Source organism: Adonisia turfae CCMR0081 (assembly GCF_011009555.1).
Lineage (GTDB): Bacteria > Cyanobacteriota > Cyanobacteriia > Phormidesmidales > Phormidesmidaceae > Leptothoe > Leptothoe turfae.
This window is the reverse complement of record NZ_QXHD01000004.1, coordinates 4,786,809-4,804,406: the sequence shown is the minus strand read 5'-3', so window position 1 is coordinate 4,804,406 and position 17,598 is coordinate 4,786,809. Positions and strand designations below refer to the sequence as shown.

The window sequence follows — 17,598 nt, the reverse complement described above, 5'->3', positions numbered from 1 at the left end:
GCGTTTCATCGGTACCGTGTTTGTGTGGTAACTGCACTTTACCGGCTTCTATGGCTCCGCAGCTACCTTATTCACGCACCAAAGCCCTGAGAAATAGCACTTCATGTGTTAAAAATTTATCCTGGTTGGATAAACAGTAAAGCTTACTTAAAGGCAATGTACTAGATAACTTTTACGATTGCCGGATATCACGGATCAACGTTTTCTTACATCTTGTGGCAACAGTATCCTATCAACGCTACTCCACCACTTCAAAAACCGCAGAAAACGCTGCTAGTCGCTGGGTATCAGAATTCTGGCGACCGCGTACAAGTACGGTGCTGCGTGCACTACTGTTTAAGTCACCCAATAAACTATCTAAAATCTCTACGGGAGCATCATCCCCTTCGTTAGAACCACGGGTTTGACCTTCGCCAAAAACAAGCGGATCCCCAGAGCGGATCCCTCGTCCACGGGCAATTTCTCTAAGCCCCCTCAGGGCATCCCGCAACTGGTCGGTACTGGCCAGGACCAACAGCTCAAAATGGCCAGCCGGTCCACCCACTTCAAACTCGAAATTGCTGCCTGGACTGGGGGCAACGAGTCGCTGACCGGGTTGCACCAGCGTCGCGGTTTCCGCTGCATTCCAATCCACAGGATGTAGCACAACGAGCTGACCTTTGCTATCGATAATGAGAATACTAATATAGAGATTTCTAGACTCATTGTTGGTGACAGCAATCTCTATGCGAGTCCCCACCTCAACTTTTTGGATACCTGTGTCGACGGTCTGGGCAATCAAGCCTGCTTCTTGAGCGGCGCGGCTGCCCCGACTGAGCAAAGTACCCCCAGTCGCGACTGGGGTAACGTCCACTTCTACATTGACATCCGAGGTCTCTCCATTAGCAATCGACTTGAGAATCCGCCCTGCCAGCAGCATCTTCATACGAGGTCGTAAACGAGCAACAGCGTTGACAACCGACTCATCGACCCGGCCAAAGGATTCAGGAACGGGCGTTAACCCTTCTGTAAATAAGCCGATACTACCGACAGGAGAGACCATGGTGATGCCCTCAGTGGCGGCTCTAGTTTTGATACTATCTGTCAATCTACCCAGTAGATAGTCAATGGGTTGAGTTTGGTCAACATCAACCACCGTGATGCGGTTAACGGCAGCCAGCGTTTCTCTAGCAACAGCAGCGTCCTCCACCAGGCTAGTATCTATGCCCACTCGTAGGGAAAGATCTGCCGGAATCCCCCGCACCTGTTCTCTCATCAAGATGCCGCGATCGCGTCCGCTGCGACCCATTGTTTCCAGAGTCCCATAGCCTTCCAGGCCAGCCCGGCCTGTTTGGGTTACCACACCGATCGGATTCCCCTCGGTATCGATCAGATTAAAAACGGCTCCTGTGGTAAAGGCTTCGATACTCTGCGGAGAGACACCCCCTAGCCAAAACGTGATGTTGTTGCCGTCGATTTGTCGCACAACGGCCTCTGCTGCGGGGTGAGGAGCCTTAAGAAATAAAGGTGGCTGCTGTTCAAAATTGCTGTTGGGAGCAACCTCAAAGATGGGTTCTTGCTCTAGCCCTGCGCTTTTAGCCACATCTTGGGTACTACGGGATAGGTTAACAAATACATTGTCGACCGATTGATCGCCCACCTGCTGCCATAAATAGCGCGTGAGTAAATAGCTAAACGCACCTGCATTAAAATCTCCAAAGGGCGCATCGGCGGCTAGCTGGTTAATGCGGGCTGATCCTAGGGCCATGCCTTTGGCAATGCCTGACTGGCGTAATTCTTGAAGTTTTTGTGACGATAGATTATTGAGCCCTTGCCACCTCTCTTGATAAGCCAGTTCAGTATCCGAGGGTTCTATGTCACCACTCAACAATCGGTCGGTGACTGAACGAATGACTAGATTGCCCCTGGTGCCACCCCCAGCATGACAGCTATCTAAAATCAGGCTAACATTGTTGGTCTTGAGGGCATAGGTGAGCAAGAATAGAGTTTTGCCCATAATGTCCTTGACCTGTTTATTATCGTGAGAAACACCAGCGCGTGCATCAATTGGAACAATAGTGCCATTGCGATTGTTAAAGCCTGGAATTCCATTTTCTTCTTTGACCAGCGCTCCATGGCCAGAGTAATGAAAGACAACAACATCGCCTTCGTTGGCCTGGTTGATCAGATGCTCTTCAAATGCAGTTAGTATATTTTCCCGCGTGGGTGGTGCGGCGACACGAGTGCTCAGGATGCCGTCAATCGGGTCGCTAATGATTTTTATGTCGTCGGGTTGAAAGCCAAAGCGATGGACCAGTAACTCGTACTGCATTTCGACATCTGTGAGGCATCCACGTAGACGACCTACCGATCTGGGATAATTATTGATCCCTACCAGCAGAGCCAGCTTGCGAGATGTGTCCTGAGCCAGTGCTTTGCCGTAGCGATCGCACTGTCGCAAAAAGTGTGTTTGACTAAGACCAATGGATGCCAGGGTAGATCCGGCAAGCTGTAGAAAATGACGGCGCTTAAACTGAGGCATGACAGGGGCTCTAACGTCTTATACATCGTCGCTATTTCTGGTGCCTTTGCGCTTATTCACTCAAATATTTTAAGAAATAGACAGAAAGTGCATCATATTATGTAATTGTTTTTTCTGGCTATAAACAAGAGGATTATTCTACGGACTGATGCCCCTCAAGTCTCTTCACGTCTCAAAACAAGACCTACTGCAGCAAACTCTTCATTACCTACAAGCTGGCCTTCTATGCGTTTTATGACCTTAAAGCCTTCAGCAAGATACAGTTCCAGTGCAGGTGTATTGCCTTCAAGCAATTCAATTGCCATAGTTGGTGCTGAGTTTGCAACAGCATGTTGGACTAACGCACGACCCACACCTTTTCTATAAAATTTAGGATCAACGTAAAGCCAGGTAAGTTCTTCATTCGTATAGGCAACAAACCCTTGGATAACATTATCGACCTCTGCAACAAAGAGTTGACCATCAAAAAGGCCCTCCTCCTTGGCTGTTTGCTCAAGGGTCAGGAACGCATCCATACCAACAGTTAATGTCAGTTCATCGACACGTGATGCATCATGGATTTCGCACAGCCTGGACCAATCTGTAACTTCATAAGAACGTATGTTGATCATTATCGGTAATCGCCAGCAGCTATAGTTGCAACTACTGTTGATCGTGAGTGGGTCGTGTTGCAACTGCGGCGGGATGAGATACGGATGCCAGCGCGAAAAACATGCAACGGAATTTTATTTGCCACCTGATTGTTGATCTTAGTACCCACAGGGGTACTTTTCTTGCGCCTGTGAACCATCTCCACTGAGACCCGATGAAACTCCAGCACCAACGATGCACAACAGTCTTCTAACAAAAAATACTCATAACCCAAATCATTAGCCCTTTATTTTCCATTGGGCAATAGAATAAAGACATTGTCGATGCTGAGGATCAACCCACGACTAACCTTTCTCAGGTTGCTAGCAAAACAGCTATCCGCACTGGATGTAAGCTGATTGCCCAGGACAATAACACTCTTACCACTGCATAACAAATTCACCGCTAAAACCCATACCCACCTTTGTTTTTTAACCTATGACCCAGACCATCCCTTCATCTCAACAATCGCCAGTCCAAATTATCGGGGCTGGTCCCGGTGCTCTAGACCTAATTACCGTTCGCGGTCAGAATCTCCTAGCGACGGCAGATACGGTTTTCTACACTGGGTCGCTGGTACCTGAACAGATGCTGCAATGGTGTCAGTCAACGGTGGAAACCATCGATACCCGATCCCATACCTTAGAAACCTGGTTGCCAATGCTCCAAGAACGGGTGATCAAAGGCCAGCGTGTGGTGCGATTGCAAGATGGCGATCCGTGTCTCTATGGGGCACTCCATGAGTTGATGGCGTTTTTGCTTAAGCACCAGATAACGTTTGAAATTGTGCCGGGGGTCAGTGCATTTCAGCTAGCAGCAGCACGTTTGGCGGTGGAGCTAACGGTACCTCAATTAGTGCAGAGCATTATCCTTACCCGAGTGCAGGGCCGTACCAATGTGCCAGGCGATGAGGACCTGGCCTCCCTGGCCGCGCACCAGGCTTCTCTGTGTCTTTACCTCAGCGCTCGCCATGCCGCTGCCGCCCAGGATAAGCTAATGACCCATTATCCACCAGAAACCCCTGTTGCCCTTTGCTATCGCCTGGGCTGGCCCGATGAAGAGATTTTTGTAGGGCGTTTGGATACCATGGCAACCATGACTCAGGAATCAGGCCACGATCGCACCGTGATGTACCTGATTAGCCCGGCCTTGGCTGCCCAAGAAGCGCGATCTCAACTCTATAGTCCAGGCCACAGTCACCTCTTCCGTCCCCATTTATCCAGGGTGTGACCATTTGGCTAATCGGCGGCACCAGTGAAAGTCGAGCCATTGCCCAGCGACTCACTCAGCAAGGGATTTCGTGGTTGGTGACCGTCGTTTCCCCTACGGCAGGGCAGCTGTATCAGGGGCTGCCTGGTCAGATACAGCCAGGGGCATTGGATTGGGCCAGTATGCAAACCTTGGTTCGGCAGCACCGCATTCGTGCCATTGTCGATGCCTCCCATCCCTTTGCCACCGAAATTTCTAAACAGGCCATGGCCCTCGGCTTGCCCTACCTGCGGTTTGAACGCCAGGCCTGTTCTCTAGAGCCACCTGCGGAGTCCGTGCCTGATTTAGAGACCCTTTTGCAACCTCAATATCTGGACAATCGTCGTGTGCTCCTTACCCTGGGTATCAAAGCACTACATCGGTTTCAGCCCTGGCAACAGCGGTCTTACCTCTGGGCCAGAATTCTGCCAACGGCTAAAGCTCAGGCCATCCAGATTGGGTTTGAACCAAAGCAACTGATTTGCGATCGCTCCCCCACCGAGGCCCTAGCAGAACAAATCCTATGGCAGCGTCTGGGAGTGGATACCGTCATCACCAAAGCCAGCGGTGGTCCAGGAGGAGTCCCCGTAAAACTAGCCGCAGCCAAAGCCCTGGAAGTGAGGCTATTAGTGATTGCTCGTCCTGCATTAGTTTATCCCCAACAAACCTATAATTTAGATGAGGTCATTGAATTTTGTTGCTATGCATGATCCCGTAGGGGTAGTTCTTTGTGCCTACAAGATATCTATGAGGAGATTCTATGGCCCGAGCCGGGTATACACTGCCAGTTTTTGCTGTTGCTGCCGCTAAAGCTGCTCTCATCCATCTGCTTGTTCAGTCTGGAGAGTTTGGAAAGAAAGAACAGGGTTCTAAGGCTCTACTATCTGACAAGGAACACGAGATACAAGTAACCCTTGATTTGGCTCCAGGTGAGGCTGAAGTTACAATCCAGCAAGTGGCCAACATCGACTCCACCACGGCCCTTGGCATTTGTCTTAGCGACCCCGGCGATAATCTTGACCTGACCCGCGATACCCCTATCTGGGCCTGGGTAAATCTAGAAGAAATTGGTGCAGATGCTGAAGACAATCTGATCTTGGAAGCGGGTGAAGGCATCGGTCACACTGCCGCCGGAGAACCTGCTTTCTATACCTATGCTCGTAAACTGTTTGGTGTGAATGTTCGCCCTCTCATTCCAACTCAGTATCAGGCCAGGGTGCGGATTATTTTGCCAGAAGGGCGTCGGTTGGCCCAACGAACCTCCAATGAAGCTTTTGGCATTTTGGAAGGACTCGCCCTCGCGGGCACCAGCGGCATCTCTCAGCCTCACTCGTCCACTGACCAGTTAGCAGAGTATCGAGCTAGCTTGCAAAAGGTCGTTCAGACGACACCGCATCTGGTGTTTTGTATTGGTCACAATGGTCAGCATACGGCCCACCGGTTGGGGATTGGTGCACAACATATTGTGCAGACGGGTAACTGGATGGGACCAATGCTGGCGGAAGCAGGGTTACGGGGTGCAAAATCTGTGCTGCTGCTGGGTTATCACGGCAAGTTGGTTAAGTTGGCAGGGGGGATTTTCAACACGTCGAGTCATGTGGCAGATGGCAAACTACCGATACTGGCAGCGGCAATTGCACAAGTGGAGGAGACTCCGGAAACGACGGATCGTTTGGCGGTAATTCGTTCAGTGTTGGCATCTCCTACGGCGGCAGCAGCCCATGAACTTTTGATAGAAGTGGGTTTAGCTGATTCGGTATTTGGGTTGTTGGCAAGGCAAATTAGCGATCGCGCCCAGACGTATATTCAGAAGTATGCCAATGTGCGGGTGGAGGTGGGGACGGTGTTGTGCGATCGCAAAGGCCACATCATCGCCCAGGATACACAATTAAATTCCTATCTCTCGGATGATCTTTGAAAATAATGGACAACCCTGTAGGGGTGGTGCCTAGTGCCCACCCTGGACAATCTGGCGCAATCAACCAGAATCATATACAACAAATTCCGTTGGATGATATAGGTTTTCCCAGGGCAGGTACAAGACCTGCCCCTACCGGGATTGTCGCCTATTTTTCAATGTTTTTTGGAATTTGCCTATCTCTCAGATGATCTGTGAAAAAGAATGGATAACCTGGTAGGGGTGGTGCCTAGTGCCCACCCTGGACAATCTGGCGCAATCAACCAGGATTTATATTTAACGAAATGTTGCTAAATGGCATACGTTGTCCCAGGGCAGGCACAAGACCTGCCCCTACAAGGGTTGTCATCTATTGTTTGATTAAAAATTGTTCACTCCTGGGATAAATAGGCCAGGGCATTAACGATGGCAGCAGCCACTGGAGACCCTCCTTTACGTCCTCGCACCTGAATCTGGGGCACATGCACCTCTGCTAGAGCCTGTTTGGCTTCTTCAACGGCAACAAAGCCTACAGGTACCCCTATTACTAGGGCTGGTTTTACTCGTCCTTTGCGAATTTGTTCCACTAGGGCAAGTAGGGCTGTAGGGGCATTACCGACAACAAAAATGCCAGTGGAGTATTGTTGTGTCAGGGTCAACATGCCCGCTGCCGTGCGGGTGGTGACGGCGGCACTAGGCATAAAATCCTCTGGAACATAATCCAGAGCACAGGCGATAGAAGAATGCCCTATGCCCTTGAGAACACCTGTGATGCCCATTTGCACCATGCGTACATCGACAATTACGGGTTGCCGTTGCTGAAGTGCCGCTATCCCTGCTGCCACTGCACCATCGCTGAACTCAAACAAGTTTAGAAGTTCAAAATCAGCGGTGGAATGGATGGCCCGGCGGATAATGGCATATTCCTCAGGGGGCCAATTGTGATGGTCAATTTCTCGGTCGATGATGGCAAAGCTTTCGGCGGTGATCGGGTGCATAGGTAAAGGACGAAGGCGGCAGGATGAGGAATTTGGGCGTTGTATGGACGGTTGTATGCAACGTCCCCGCGTGGTTAAGGTTGTAAGGCCTGGGCAAGGGCGGTTAATAATTGATCGTTCTCTCCAGGAAGACGAACAGCAATGCGAAAATAATTCTCCCCGAGTTCTGGAAAGCTAAGGCAGTCGCGAATCAGAATTTTGTGAGATTTAAGTAAATCCTTTTGTAATTGAGTGCAAGGAACCTCTGTTTTGACCAGGAGAAAATTAGCGGCACCGACTAAGGGGGTAAGTCCAGGTAATTTTTGGAGCCCTGCAATAAGGGCATCGCGGGCAGGGGGCAACCAGTCCCAGGTTTGTTGCTGGAATGAATGGTCTTGGAGGGCTGAGATCGCAGCCACTTCAGCCAATGTATTCACAGGCCATGGATCCCGCCACTGCTGCCAACGTTTTAGATAGTCAGGATGACCCACGGCATAGCCCAGCCGTAGACCCGGCAGACTGTAGAATTTGGTTAGCGATCGCAACACAATTAAGTTAGGAAAGTCCAGAATCACATCCAATAAACTCTGTTGCTGCTCCGGCGGCAAAAAGTCCATAAAGGCTTCATCCACCACCACCAGGGCAAATTGATCAAGATAAGGGATTAAATCTTTTCGCAGTGTGAGGGTACCCATAGGATTATGGGGATTGTTCAACAATAAGCCGCAGTTAGTCGATGCTGTTATGTTTGCCTGGGGGGGCACTGCTGCTAGATCCATGGGCACAGGAACAATCCTGGCGTTAAAAGCCTTGAGACTCCGTTGATAATCGGCAAATGCGGGTGTGACCAGATAAGTGGTATCTAACTGCGCCAGTTCTCGACCAATCCAGGTCAATAATTCAGCGGCTCCATTACCTGGCAGAATCCAGTCCATGGGCAAATGGTGAAAGTTACTGAGGGCTGACCGCAGTTGAGGGTATCTGGGGTCAGGGTAGGCCGTTAGGTGCTGCAACTGCTCCGCCAGTATTGTCAAGACAGATGGGGGCGGTCCCAACGGGTTAATGCTGGCAGAAAAATCTAAAATCTCTTCCGGTGTGCAATTGGCAAGCTGAGCTGCCCAGTTACGATTACCACCATGGGTAGGGCGACCTGGGATGGATGGGGAGGGAGCTGTAGTCATAGGGTGCCAAGTAGCCAATTACAGACATCCAACTGCAATATGTTAAGGAATGTATAGTCGACCAGTTCCAAGGTATTTGTCAAGGTCCAGAATAATTGCGACAAGACGTTCAGCACATTGCTCTCGATAGTGGCTATTTCCCAATCGCCTCAGGTTAGATATTGTTACGACTGGTAAAGAGGTATTTGTGTTTTCCTTACGAATAATCTCCTCTAATGAATTGTCTCCCTTCATATTCCGATTTGCTGTCAGCAAAATCATCTTATGAGATTGGGCGAATTGCCAAACAACTCGGTCACTACTATCAAAAGGTAAGCCAACGTCTTCAAATGTGACCAAACGAATTGTTAATAACTCTAACCACCCCTCAGTAGCAATAGTATTGGAAATCAGGACTGCATGACCTTCAAGATTATGATCAACTAGATAGCTCATGATTATTGGGCGTTCAGCCTGTTTTTCCAGGCTTGCAGCTTTTTATGAGCCGCCGTCATTTCATGCTCAGATTTTATAGATTCTCTGTAAGTCAGTAGCTCTTGATTACGGGTTTCCCAGTATTGGCGATTTTCTTCAGCTTGCTCTAAAACCTGATGATACTCACCAATAATATCTATATGATGGGCCGCAATATAGGTTTGCGCAGCATCCCACTGAGCTTGATTTAAACTCAACATCTTCCGGATAGTCTCATTTTCATATCCGGCTGTTAGATAATCCATTACGTCGTAGAGAGTAATGCGAGTACCTTGAATCGTTAAACCACGTTCAGTGCGACTAATACTAACCGATTCCCTATCTGATTCATTTTGTAGGGCATGGGTAATTAATTCAGTCACTATCTTATTGAGATCTTGACCTTGTTCGGTTGCCTTTTGACAAAGTAGAGCCTCTAAGGCGGGTTCTAGAGATATTTCTAGCGTCATGCCCCTCACATTAGTCAACAATGCTTAAATTTTAGCACTTGTCAAAGGTTGGCTATGTAGCAGTAACACAACGCTTTCAGTATCCTATCGCTACCAGAACTGACTGACACTTAACCAAATACTGAGCCATAGTAAAAAACAAAACCGATTTAACTGCAAACACTCTCGAATTACTTCAGGCGTAATCGCACGTATCGGGTCGCCCATCAGGGGTTTCACTTTAACCACACCTTTATAGACGTTCTTTCCACCTACCTGCACCCCCAAGCTGGCTGCATAGGCACATTCACTCCAGCCGGAGTTAGGACTGGGGTCAGCGGCGGCATCTCTCTGGCAAAGACCCATCACGGTTCGAGGTTTTCTAGACAGTAAAGCCAGGGTAACCACCGTTAGCCGACAGGGAAGCCAGGTTAAGGCATCTTCGAACTTAGCGCTACACCAGCCGATGTCGGTGTATGGGGCGGCCCGATAGCCCACCATGGAGTCCAGGGTGCTGGCGGCCTTATAGGCTAGGGCCAGGGAAGCACTACCCAGGGGGGTTGCAGCTCCGACTAGGGCATAGAACAAAGGCCCCATAATGCCATCAACGCTATTCTCGGCAACAGTTTCAAACACCGCTCTAAGGATTTCAGGTCTCTCCAGATCGTGGGTATCGCGACCGACATAGCGGCTCATACGCTGGCGAGCCTCGGCTAAATTGTCTTGCAGTAAGGGGGACAATACATCTTCCGCCGCATCCCGCAGGCTGCGTCCGGCAAAACAGGAAGCGACTAAGATTATTTCTAAACTTAGGCCAAGCCAGGGATTGAACCACCGTGAGATCGCAACCAGTCCCCAGCCCACCATCGCACTCCCCCCAACCAAAAGAACGCTCAGCAACACCCCCAGCCCCTTCAGCACCCTTGCCGACTGCGTCGCCTTAAACGCCAGGTTGGTATACCGCTGAATTACCCAACCCATCGCCTGCACCGGGTGAGGCCAGTGCCACGGGTCCCCCACTAGAAAATCCAGCCCTGCCGCCCCCATCAGCACAATGGCCGCATAACCATCCACAAATTCAGTCATAGTAGTCATTCACCCATCCACCCCATCACCCATCCACTCCATGAAATCACTCTCCGTCCTCGGTACATCGTCTAATGCTGGTAAAAGCTGGATTGTTACGGCCCTCGGGGCCTGGCTGCGGCGACAGGGGGTAAAGGTGGTGCCCTTTAAGGCACAGAATATGTCCAATAATTCCTACGTCACCCTGGAGGGGGGGGAAATTGGGCGGGCCCAAGCGGCCCAGGCGGCGGCCTGCGGGGTACGTCCGGTGGCGGAGCACAATCCGGTGTTGCTCAAACCCTCGGGCAATGGTACGTCTCAGCTGGTACTGCTGGGGCAGCCGAAGCAGCATATTCGGGCGGGGGACTATTACCAGCACATTGAGGATATCTGGCAGGTGGTGGCGCAAACCCTGGACTCTTGGCGCGATCGCTGCGATGTTTTGCTGTTAGAAGGAGCAGGCAGCCCGGTGGAGCTGAACCTGATGCATCGAGACATTGTCAACCTGCGGCCCATTCAATACCTGCGGGGGCGCTGGCTATTGGTGGGAGACATTGAGCGGGGGGGCATTTTCTCCCAAATTATTGGCACCCACACCTTGATACCGGAACCGGCAAAATCCCTGGGGTTAGGGTTTATCGTTAACAAGTTTCGCGGCGACCTCAGCTTATTTGATACAGCAGGAGAACATTTTGCTAAGCACCTACCGGATTTTCCTTACCTGGGCACGTTGCCCTACCGGGGTCATCTGCAGCCAGAAAGTGAAGACAGTCTATGTAAAGAAGCAGAAGAATTTGGCAGTGGTGCAAAATTCGCCTGGATTCGGTTTCCTCGGGTGTCGAATTCCCAGGATAGTCAACCCTGGCAGTTGGATACGGGGATTCGCACCTGTTGGGTAACCACACCAGAAGACCTGAAGGATGTCCAGGCCATTATTCTCCCTGGTAGCAAAAACACGCTGCAGGATCTGGAGTGGCTACGAAAGACGGGATTAGCGATCGCGATTCAACAGGCAGCTCAACGGGGTATTCCCATTGTGGGTATCTGTGGCGGTTATCAGATGCTGGGGCAGTCTCTCTCGGACCCCCATGGCTATGCAGGGCTAGCAGGGGAGGTGCCAGGGTTGGGGCTGTTGCCCATTGCCACTGAGTTTATTGCTGAAAAAGAGGTGCGGCAGGTGAGTGCGATCTCAACCCATAACAACACAACAGACACCTGGCAAGCCTACGAAATCCACATGGGCCAAACCCAGATAATGACCTCCCATATTCCAGCTTCACCCTTGCTAAAGATTGAAGTGAAGGGAACACAGCGACCCGAGGGCAATCACTGCGTCCACACCTGGGAGACAACCCAAAGTCACGTATGGGGCACCTACCTCCACGGATTGTTTGAATCCACCTCTATGCGCCAGGCTTTAGCCCAACTGGCACATGTGCAAGACTATCGACCTGGCACCATATCTTGGCAACAACAACAATTTAAGCTCTACGATCAGATGGCCGACACTCTGGAGGAATACTGCGATATGGCCCTCATTCGCGATTGGGTTGATCTGGTCTGATGAAGCTAATACAAAATATATGTCCGAATATGTCCGATAGTGATGAGCGGCACTATGGGCAAAACCGTTGAGATATACAGACCACTCCTGATTTGCTAAGCTTAATAAGCGTGATATCCCTGAAATATGCCGACCATCTTGAGAGTAGGGCCTTATCGGCTCTACTTTTATAGCCATGAACCTAATGAACCACCTCATATTCATATTGATCGTGATAGTTCATCAGCCAAGTTCTGGATCGAGTCTGTCAAGCTAGCATCTAACATTGGATTTAGTCCAAAGGAGTTACGCAAAATACAGGCCATTGTTGAGGCAAATCAAGAAAAATTATTGGAGGCTTGGCATGGGTACTTCGGCAATTCAGGTGGATGAGCGGGTAAAAGCAGTTCAATTTACAGAAGAGACAATTAGCGTTGATCTCATGGATGGACGAACAATTGTCGTCCCACTGGTGTGGTATCCAAGATTATTAAAGGCAACTTCAGAACAACGAGAGAAATGGGAGCTTTGTGGAGGTGGCTATGGTCTACATTGGGAAGAGATTGATGAAGATCTAAGTACATCAGGAATGTTGCGTGGTGCACCTGCGCCAGCCAGGTAAGGTTCCCTGACACCAGATCATATTTATTTTATCTGAACATTGTTTATCACAGAATCTCCGTTTTTACACTTAACTTCGGATACAGATACGTTCCATCCATAAATCTTTCGGGTAGCCTATCGTAGGCTTAGTCACCATAGGCTGGGCGCTAATCATCAGTTGAATTACAGATGAAATTGCTGAGATTGTTCTACCCAGTGGTTTTTGGAGTATAAAATTGCCATGGCAAGCGATACTTTATATGGGGTCCACTTATTATTTACAGATGGCCCTTCCCACCTTAATGACAATTCATCTCGGGCTGAAACCTTCAAGAACTACATTGATGAAGCCATTCGACTAGGCTCGGATGTGGTTCGATTTCCAGGGGATTGGCATGAGCTAGAACCTGTAGAAGGTCAATGGAATAACAACTACATCAATGATGTCCGTGATGCTATTCAGTATGCTGAGGACAATGGGGTCCAGGTTGTTATGTTATTTGCCCAAACCCCTGCATGGGCGCGCCCCAACCCTAACGATGACATTTGGCACCCGCCAGCAGATGTGAATGATTTTGCGAATGCGGTTGCTTACTTCTACAATCAATTAGCCAGTGTCCGCGACAATATTACGGCTTGGGAAATTTGGAATGAACCCAATGTGTTTGAGTTTTGGGGTAGCGCTGATCCCGCCACAGATCTCCGGGACGTCAACGGCCAAACGGCCTATGCTCTGATCGATACAGGGTTTGTCAGTGATTATGCCCCATTATTGAATGCCGCCTACACTACTCTTCACAATGCTGCTAACGCTGCCAATACAAATGTCACCGTATTGGGTGGTTCGGTAGCGGGCACCGATTTTCAATATGTCCAGGCGTTACTCGATGCCGGGGCCATGTTTGATGGTCTGGCGGTGCATCCCTACACCCGTCCTAATGATTCCACTGGGATTCCCTGGGCACCGGATACAACCTTTGCACCCACTGCTCAGCCCACACTGGATCAGCTATGGTCGTTTCAATATGGCATGGAACAATTGCGGAATTTGGTTGCTCAGCCCCTCTGGATTACGGAATTTGGCTGGCGGATTGGTAATGGCTGGGGAGATGTGTCGTCTGAGCTGCGGGTCGACTATATGGAAACAGCCCTTGAGTTAATTCAGGGATGGAATGATGTGGAAGTTGCGATCGCATACCGTCCGTTTGACGATCCAGCCAGTTCTGGGAATACAAATCGATATGGTTTGTTTAATGACGATGGTTTAATTCGTCCAACTGGCAAAGTGTTGCAGGAGTATGCAGGGTTAACTATTCATGGGACTCCCAGTAATGATGAACAATTGTTTGGTGCCCAAGGCCAGGATGAGCTTTTTGGTCATGCAGGCGATGATATTCTCTGGGGGTTTGGTGGCGATGATTTTTATGTTGGTGGTGCTGGCAACGATCAATTTGTCTTCACGGCTGGCAACGACTTTGTCAAAGATTTTGAGGTAGGTGCTGATACTGTAGTGCTCTCAGAGTCTTTGGGAATTTCTTCTTTCAGTGAAGTTCAGCCCTTACTACAACAATGGGGAAATAATGCCGCCATTGTGATTGATGCAAACACCTCAATCGTAATGGAAAATATCGATATCAATCATCTCAGTGCCAGCTCTTTCCACTTTGATGATCCTGATTTACAAGTTTACGGCACACCAGATAATGATTTGCTGTTGGGCGCGTTAGGCCAGGATGCCCTCTTTGGCGATGCCGGTGATGACATTCTTTGGGGGCAGGAAGATAATGATTTCTATGTCGGTAATGCTGGTGACGATCAGTTTGTTATTACGGCTGGCAATGACTTCGTTAAAGACTTTGAACTCGCTGCTGATCGGCTGATATTACTAGATTTGGGAGTTTCTACCTTCAGTGAGGTTCAACCTTTGCTGCAACAGTGGGGGAGTAATGCCGCCATTGTGATTGATGCAAACACCTCAGTCGTGTTGGAAAATGTCACCACTGGTGATTTGACCGCTACCCATTTTGGCTTTCTCAATCCTAGTTTACCCGTCTAGAAAGAACGTTTATTTTGCACTACTGGGCACTAAAAAATGTGCCTTGCAAGATATACATCCGGATAACATCTCGATATTTTCCACCTGTAAACACTTCTTGGATCAAGCGACCTTCTTCAGTAAATCCTGACTGATTATAGAGATAAATTGCTTTTTCATTTTCCACTGCAACAAGAAGATATACTTTATTGAGGTTGAGAATCGAGAAAGCATAATCTAAGGCTTGGGCAATCAGAGATCTCGCAAATCCTTTGCCTTGATAACCCGGTGAAATAATGATTGCGAACTCTGATGTTCTATGGATGTAGTCAATTTCCAGGAGTTCTACAAGCCCTATGGAATTGCCGTCGCTATCTTCAGCAATGAAACGTCTTTCTGTATTGTCGTGAATATGCTTTTTGTATAAGTCTTCCAATTCATCAAATGATTCATACGGCTCCTCAAACCAGTAGGCCATTATATTTCGATTATTGTTTAATTTATGAATAAATTCTAGGTCTGTTTTCTCTAGAGCACGTAATGTTAATTGTTCAGGCATGGTTTTCCATAACTTAACGGTAGGTCTATCTAACCATGGTTAATTGAACAGTTAGGATACTTTTCATGGTCCTATGCATTTGAATATAACGTTGCTCATCATCCGCTGTAGATAACCTGTGCATCATGCAGCTCATGTTTTTGGTTCGTCCTTCTTTCCCAGCACCTTGGTCACCAAGATTCCCATGCAGACGGCAGGAAACAGCAACAATAATCCCTGATAGAGCACCCGCCCGCCATGCAGAGGGAACAGGCCTGTCGAGCCGGCGACACAGAGGAGAACGACCAACGATGTATAGGTTATTGCGATCGCGTCATACACGTTGTGGCGAATATACCGACCGATCCCGGCTTGAAGGTCCCGAAAGAACTCTTTGGTTGATGCGATGGTGTACGAGAAATAGAAAACAAACCAAATCCCTGTGAGAATTCCCAGTCGAAGCAGGAGATGAACGTAAGCAAACCGTCCTTCCTTCGGTGTGTCGAGGCCGGTTACCATCATAACGCTGTTGATAACAGTGACGATCAAAAACGCGTCAGAAACTCCCGCGACGGCGTTCTTCTCGGAGAAGAAGCGCTTGAGCGCACTTATCACTTTTGGAGCACGAAACGGCATGTGCATTCACCCTATTATCGACTCAAATGCTTGAACAGTGAGCATCTCTTCCAGTTTTCCTTTAACCTTTTCCAGCTTTTCAACCTGAGAGAAGTTCAAGCTAGCATGAGGCCAGAATCAAGCGAAACGCATACAATTATGATTGCCTTTTAACTTGATGAGAGACAGCTGCACGGCCCCAGCTTCTTGATTGAGAACAAGATTCTGAAGATACAGCACCCTCCTATAACTATACATATATCTAGCTATAACTATACATGTATCTAGAAACTTTCTGGACAACACCCTTTAGACCACAGGGCAAACGCATATTCAATTAGCGAGGATTCCTAATAGAATAATCGTTATCCTATCCAGCTTTGAGACGTTTGCCCTTCGTGCCAGCTTTGGTTAAAGCGTTCTACCCCACCGTCAAAACTCAGCAAATAATAGCGTTGTTCAAGACTGGGAGGGTTAAGCTCCTTAGCTCAATGTCCTTAAGGATATTGAGCTTTTCTATAGCTTTGAAATAATCAGCCTTGTCATACGTTCAGTGTGCCCATGATTCTCTCTCGTAACCATAGAGACCTACGAGGCTGAACTTATTAATGACGCAATTGTTCGTAATGCCTGATCCACCCCTTGTTCTGCCAGGTCCGATAAGGGATGACCCATGGTAAAGTCGCAGGCAGGCACTTCAACCCACCAAGCTTTTGGGAAATGGCCATAGACAGATTGGGTCAATGCCAACAAGGAGCAGGGACTACAGGAATGACCAAAACCAGGCAGTGCAGAACCCGTAGTTTCGGTGCCACGGGCATCCAATGGCTTAACTTGAACCGTGTCAGTATTTGTTAATTTACAAGCATCAACAAAAATGGCAACACTTGCCCTGGCAAGCTTACTAGAGAGTTCTGGCGTGAGTTGTTTAACTGAATAAGCTTCGAGATTAGGTGTTTTTAACCCTTGAAGTTGAGCAACGACTTTCTGACCAATGGCATCATCGCCTTTGTCAGGATTACCATAGCCAATCACAACAAAAACAGGACTAACCTCAGAGGAAAAACCGTCAATAACATTGGCCATGGTACCTTCCTCTACTCATTTACCGATGTCTTACCTACCTACATTCTAGTAGCAAATTGATCTACCTGCTAAACGATACTGATGTCGTTTTATTATGTCCTCTACCAGGCGTAATTGCCTGGTAGAGGACAAGGGAGCAGAACTATAGTGTGATGAGGCGTTATTGATGGTCTACGATGACGTCCTCAGTCTTGTGTTCATGACGTTTGGTTGCATTCGGCTCATGGACGACCAAGACCGAACAGGGAGCATGATGCATGACATAATTACTCACACTGCCCAATAGCATCTCACCCAAGCCTTTACGGCCATGGCTGCCGACCATCACCAACTCAGCTGACCACTCTTTTGCATGGTCACAAATGGCACGACCAACGTCGCTATTGACCAGCTTAAAATCACTCCGAACACCGGCCTGTGTTGCTTGGTCAACAAAGTGACGCAACCGCTCGGTTGCCGCCGCTTCATAGTCACGATAGCTTTTGAGATACACCTCCCAAAGACTCTCGTGCCCCCCTAACGCGAAAGCTGTCAGCCCAGTCTGTTCGGGGAGGGGTAAATGCCCACCCCCATCAGGGGTTAAGACACTGAAAAACAGAAGTTCAGCCCCAGTCGCCTGGGCAAGGGTCAGCGATTGTTGGCCGAGCTCATGGCAGGTATCGCCATGATCGAGAGCAACCAGAATTTTAGTGAACATCCCACAACCTCCCCATCAAAATAGATCGAATAGACCAACAATTATCCATCGTCGTCATGC

At 48.8% G+C, this 17,598-nt stretch carries 18 protein-coding genes; 7 read left to right on the top strand and 11 right to left on the bottom strand.

Features of this window, described 5'->3' with window-relative positions:
* Nucleotides 1–238 precede the first annotated feature (238 nt).
* Nucleotides 239–2,521: a caspase family protein gene (locus DXZ20_RS24670; RefSeq protein ID WP_163701674.1), complete on the bottom strand. Its 2,283-nt coding sequence runs from the start codon at nt 2,519–2,521 to the stop codon at nt 239–241.
* A 155-nt stretch (nt 2,522–2,676) separates the two neighbouring features.
* Entirely contained in the window at nt 2,677–3,132 is a 456-nt protein-coding gene (locus DXZ20_RS24665; protein WP_163701672.1) for a GNAT family N-acetyltransferase, read from the bottom strand.
* Between the two features lie 457 nt (nt 3,133–3,589).
* Here DXZ20_RS24665 and cobM point away from each other — a divergent pair, with 457 nt between their 5' ends.
* Genes cobM through cbiD form a run of 3 tightly spaced genes read left to right on the top strand, consistent with a single transcriptional unit; the run spans nt 3,590 to nt 6,317 of the window.
* A complete protein-coding gene (gene cobM, locus DXZ20_RS24660) occupies nt 3,590–4,381 on the top strand; it encodes a precorrin-4 C(11)-methyltransferase (protein WP_163701668.1) in 792 nt (263 codons plus the stop codon).
* Nucleotides 4,378–5,109, top strand: coding sequence for a cobalt-precorrin-6A reductase (locus tag DXZ20_RS24655; RefSeq protein ID WP_163701666.1), 732 nt, complete (start codon nt 4,378–4,380; stop codon nt 5,107–5,109). Before cobM ends, DXZ20_RS24655 begins: the two co-directional genes overlap by 4 nt.
* Before the next feature lie 50 nt (nt 5,110–5,159).
* Nucleotides 5,160–6,317, top strand: coding sequence for a cobalt-precorrin-5B (C(1))-methyltransferase CbiD (gene cbiD, locus DXZ20_RS24650; RefSeq protein ID WP_163701663.1), 1,158 nt, complete (start codon nt 5,160–5,162; stop codon nt 6,315–6,317).
* Between the two features lie 371 nt (nt 6,318–6,688).
* Here the strand turns inward: cbiD and DXZ20_RS24645 are convergent, their stop codons facing one another.
* The 5 genes from DXZ20_RS24645 to cbiB form a co-directional block, all read right to left on the bottom strand.
* Entirely contained in the window at nt 6,689–7,294 is a 606-nt protein-coding gene (locus DXZ20_RS24645; RefSeq protein WP_163701660.1) for a precorrin-8X methylmutase, read from the bottom strand.
* Nucleotides 7,295–7,368: 74 nt separating this feature from the next.
* A complete protein-coding gene (cobD, locus tag DXZ20_RS24640) occupies nt 7,369–8,454 on the bottom strand; it encodes a threonine-phosphate decarboxylase CobD (protein WP_163701657.1) in 1,086 nt (361 codons plus the stop codon).
* Between the two features lie 42 nt (nt 8,455–8,496).
* Nucleotides 8,497–8,889 (bottom strand): DUF5615 family PIN-like protein, encoded by a 393-nt coding sequence (locus tag DXZ20_RS24635; RefSeq protein WP_163701654.1) that lies wholly within the window; start codon nt 8,887–8,889, stop codon nt 8,497–8,499.
* Between the two features lie 2 nt (nt 8,890–8,891).
* On the bottom strand, nt 8,892–9,377 hold the full coding sequence (locus DXZ20_RS24630) for a DUF433 domain-containing protein (RefSeq protein WP_163665289.1): 486 nt from the start codon (nt 9,375–9,377) through the stop codon (nt 8,892–8,894).
* 90 nt (nt 9,378–9,467) lie between these two features.
* Nucleotides 9,468–10,442: an adenosylcobinamide-phosphate synthase CbiB gene (gene cbiB, locus DXZ20_RS24625; RefSeq protein WP_163701651.1), complete on the bottom strand. Its 975-nt coding sequence runs from the start codon at nt 10,440–10,442 to the stop codon at nt 9,468–9,470.
* Between the two features lie 40 nt (nt 10,443–10,482).
* Between cbiB and DXZ20_RS24620 the strand changes: the two genes are divergently transcribed.
* From DXZ20_RS24620 to DXZ20_RS38315, 4 genes are all read left to right on the top strand, one after another.
* Nucleotides 10,483–11,985 carry a cobyric acid synthase gene (locus DXZ20_RS24620; protein WP_163701647.1) on the top strand — a complete coding sequence of 501 codons (1,503 nt, stop codon included), beginning with the start codon at nt 10,483–10,485 and terminating at the stop codon, nt 11,983–11,985.
* 126 nt (nt 11,986–12,111) lie between these two features.
* The gene (locus DXZ20_RS24615) at nt 12,112–12,357 is read left to right on the top strand and encodes a DUF4160 domain-containing protein (protein ID WP_163701645.1); all 246 of its coding nucleotides are present in this window, start codon (nt 12,112–12,114) and stop codon (nt 12,355–12,357) included.
* Nucleotides 12,329–12,586, top strand: coding sequence for a DUF2442 domain-containing protein (locus DXZ20_RS24610; RefSeq protein WP_163701642.1), 258 nt, complete (start codon nt 12,329–12,331; stop codon nt 12,584–12,586). Before DXZ20_RS24615 ends, DXZ20_RS24610 begins: the two co-directional genes overlap by 29 nt.
* Nucleotides 12,587–12,808: 222 nt before the next feature.
* Nucleotides 12,809–14,623 carry a cellulase family glycosylhydrolase gene (locus tag DXZ20_RS38315; protein ID WP_163701638.1) on the top strand — a complete coding sequence of 605 codons (1,815 nt, stop codon included), beginning with the start codon at nt 12,809–12,811 and terminating at the stop codon, nt 14,621–14,623.
* Nucleotides 14,624–14,642: 19 nt separating this feature from the next.
* Here the strand turns inward: DXZ20_RS38315 and speG are convergent, their stop codons facing one another.
* The 4 genes from speG to DXZ20_RS24585 form a co-directional block, all read right to left on the bottom strand.
* On the bottom strand, nt 14,643–15,161 hold the full coding sequence (speG, locus tag DXZ20_RS24600) for a spermidine N1-acetyltransferase (protein WP_163665278.1): 519 nt from the start codon (nt 15,159–15,161) through the stop codon (nt 14,643–14,645).
* A gap of 132 nt (nt 15,162–15,293) precedes the next feature.
* A complete protein-coding gene (locus DXZ20_RS24595; protein WP_163701635.1) occupies nt 15,294–15,776 on the bottom strand; it encodes a hypothetical protein in 483 nt (160 codons plus the stop codon).
* Nucleotides 15,777–16,343: 567 nt separating this feature from the next.
* A complete protein-coding gene (locus DXZ20_RS24590; RefSeq protein WP_163665274.1) occupies nt 16,344–16,841 on the bottom strand; it encodes a hydrogenase maturation protease in 498 nt (165 codons plus the stop codon).
* 160 nt (nt 16,842–17,001) lie between these two features.
* Entirely contained in the window at nt 17,002–17,538 is a 537-nt protein-coding gene (locus DXZ20_RS24585; RefSeq protein WP_250564983.1) for a universal stress protein, read from the bottom strand.
* Nucleotides 17,539–17,598 lie beyond the last annotated feature (60 nt).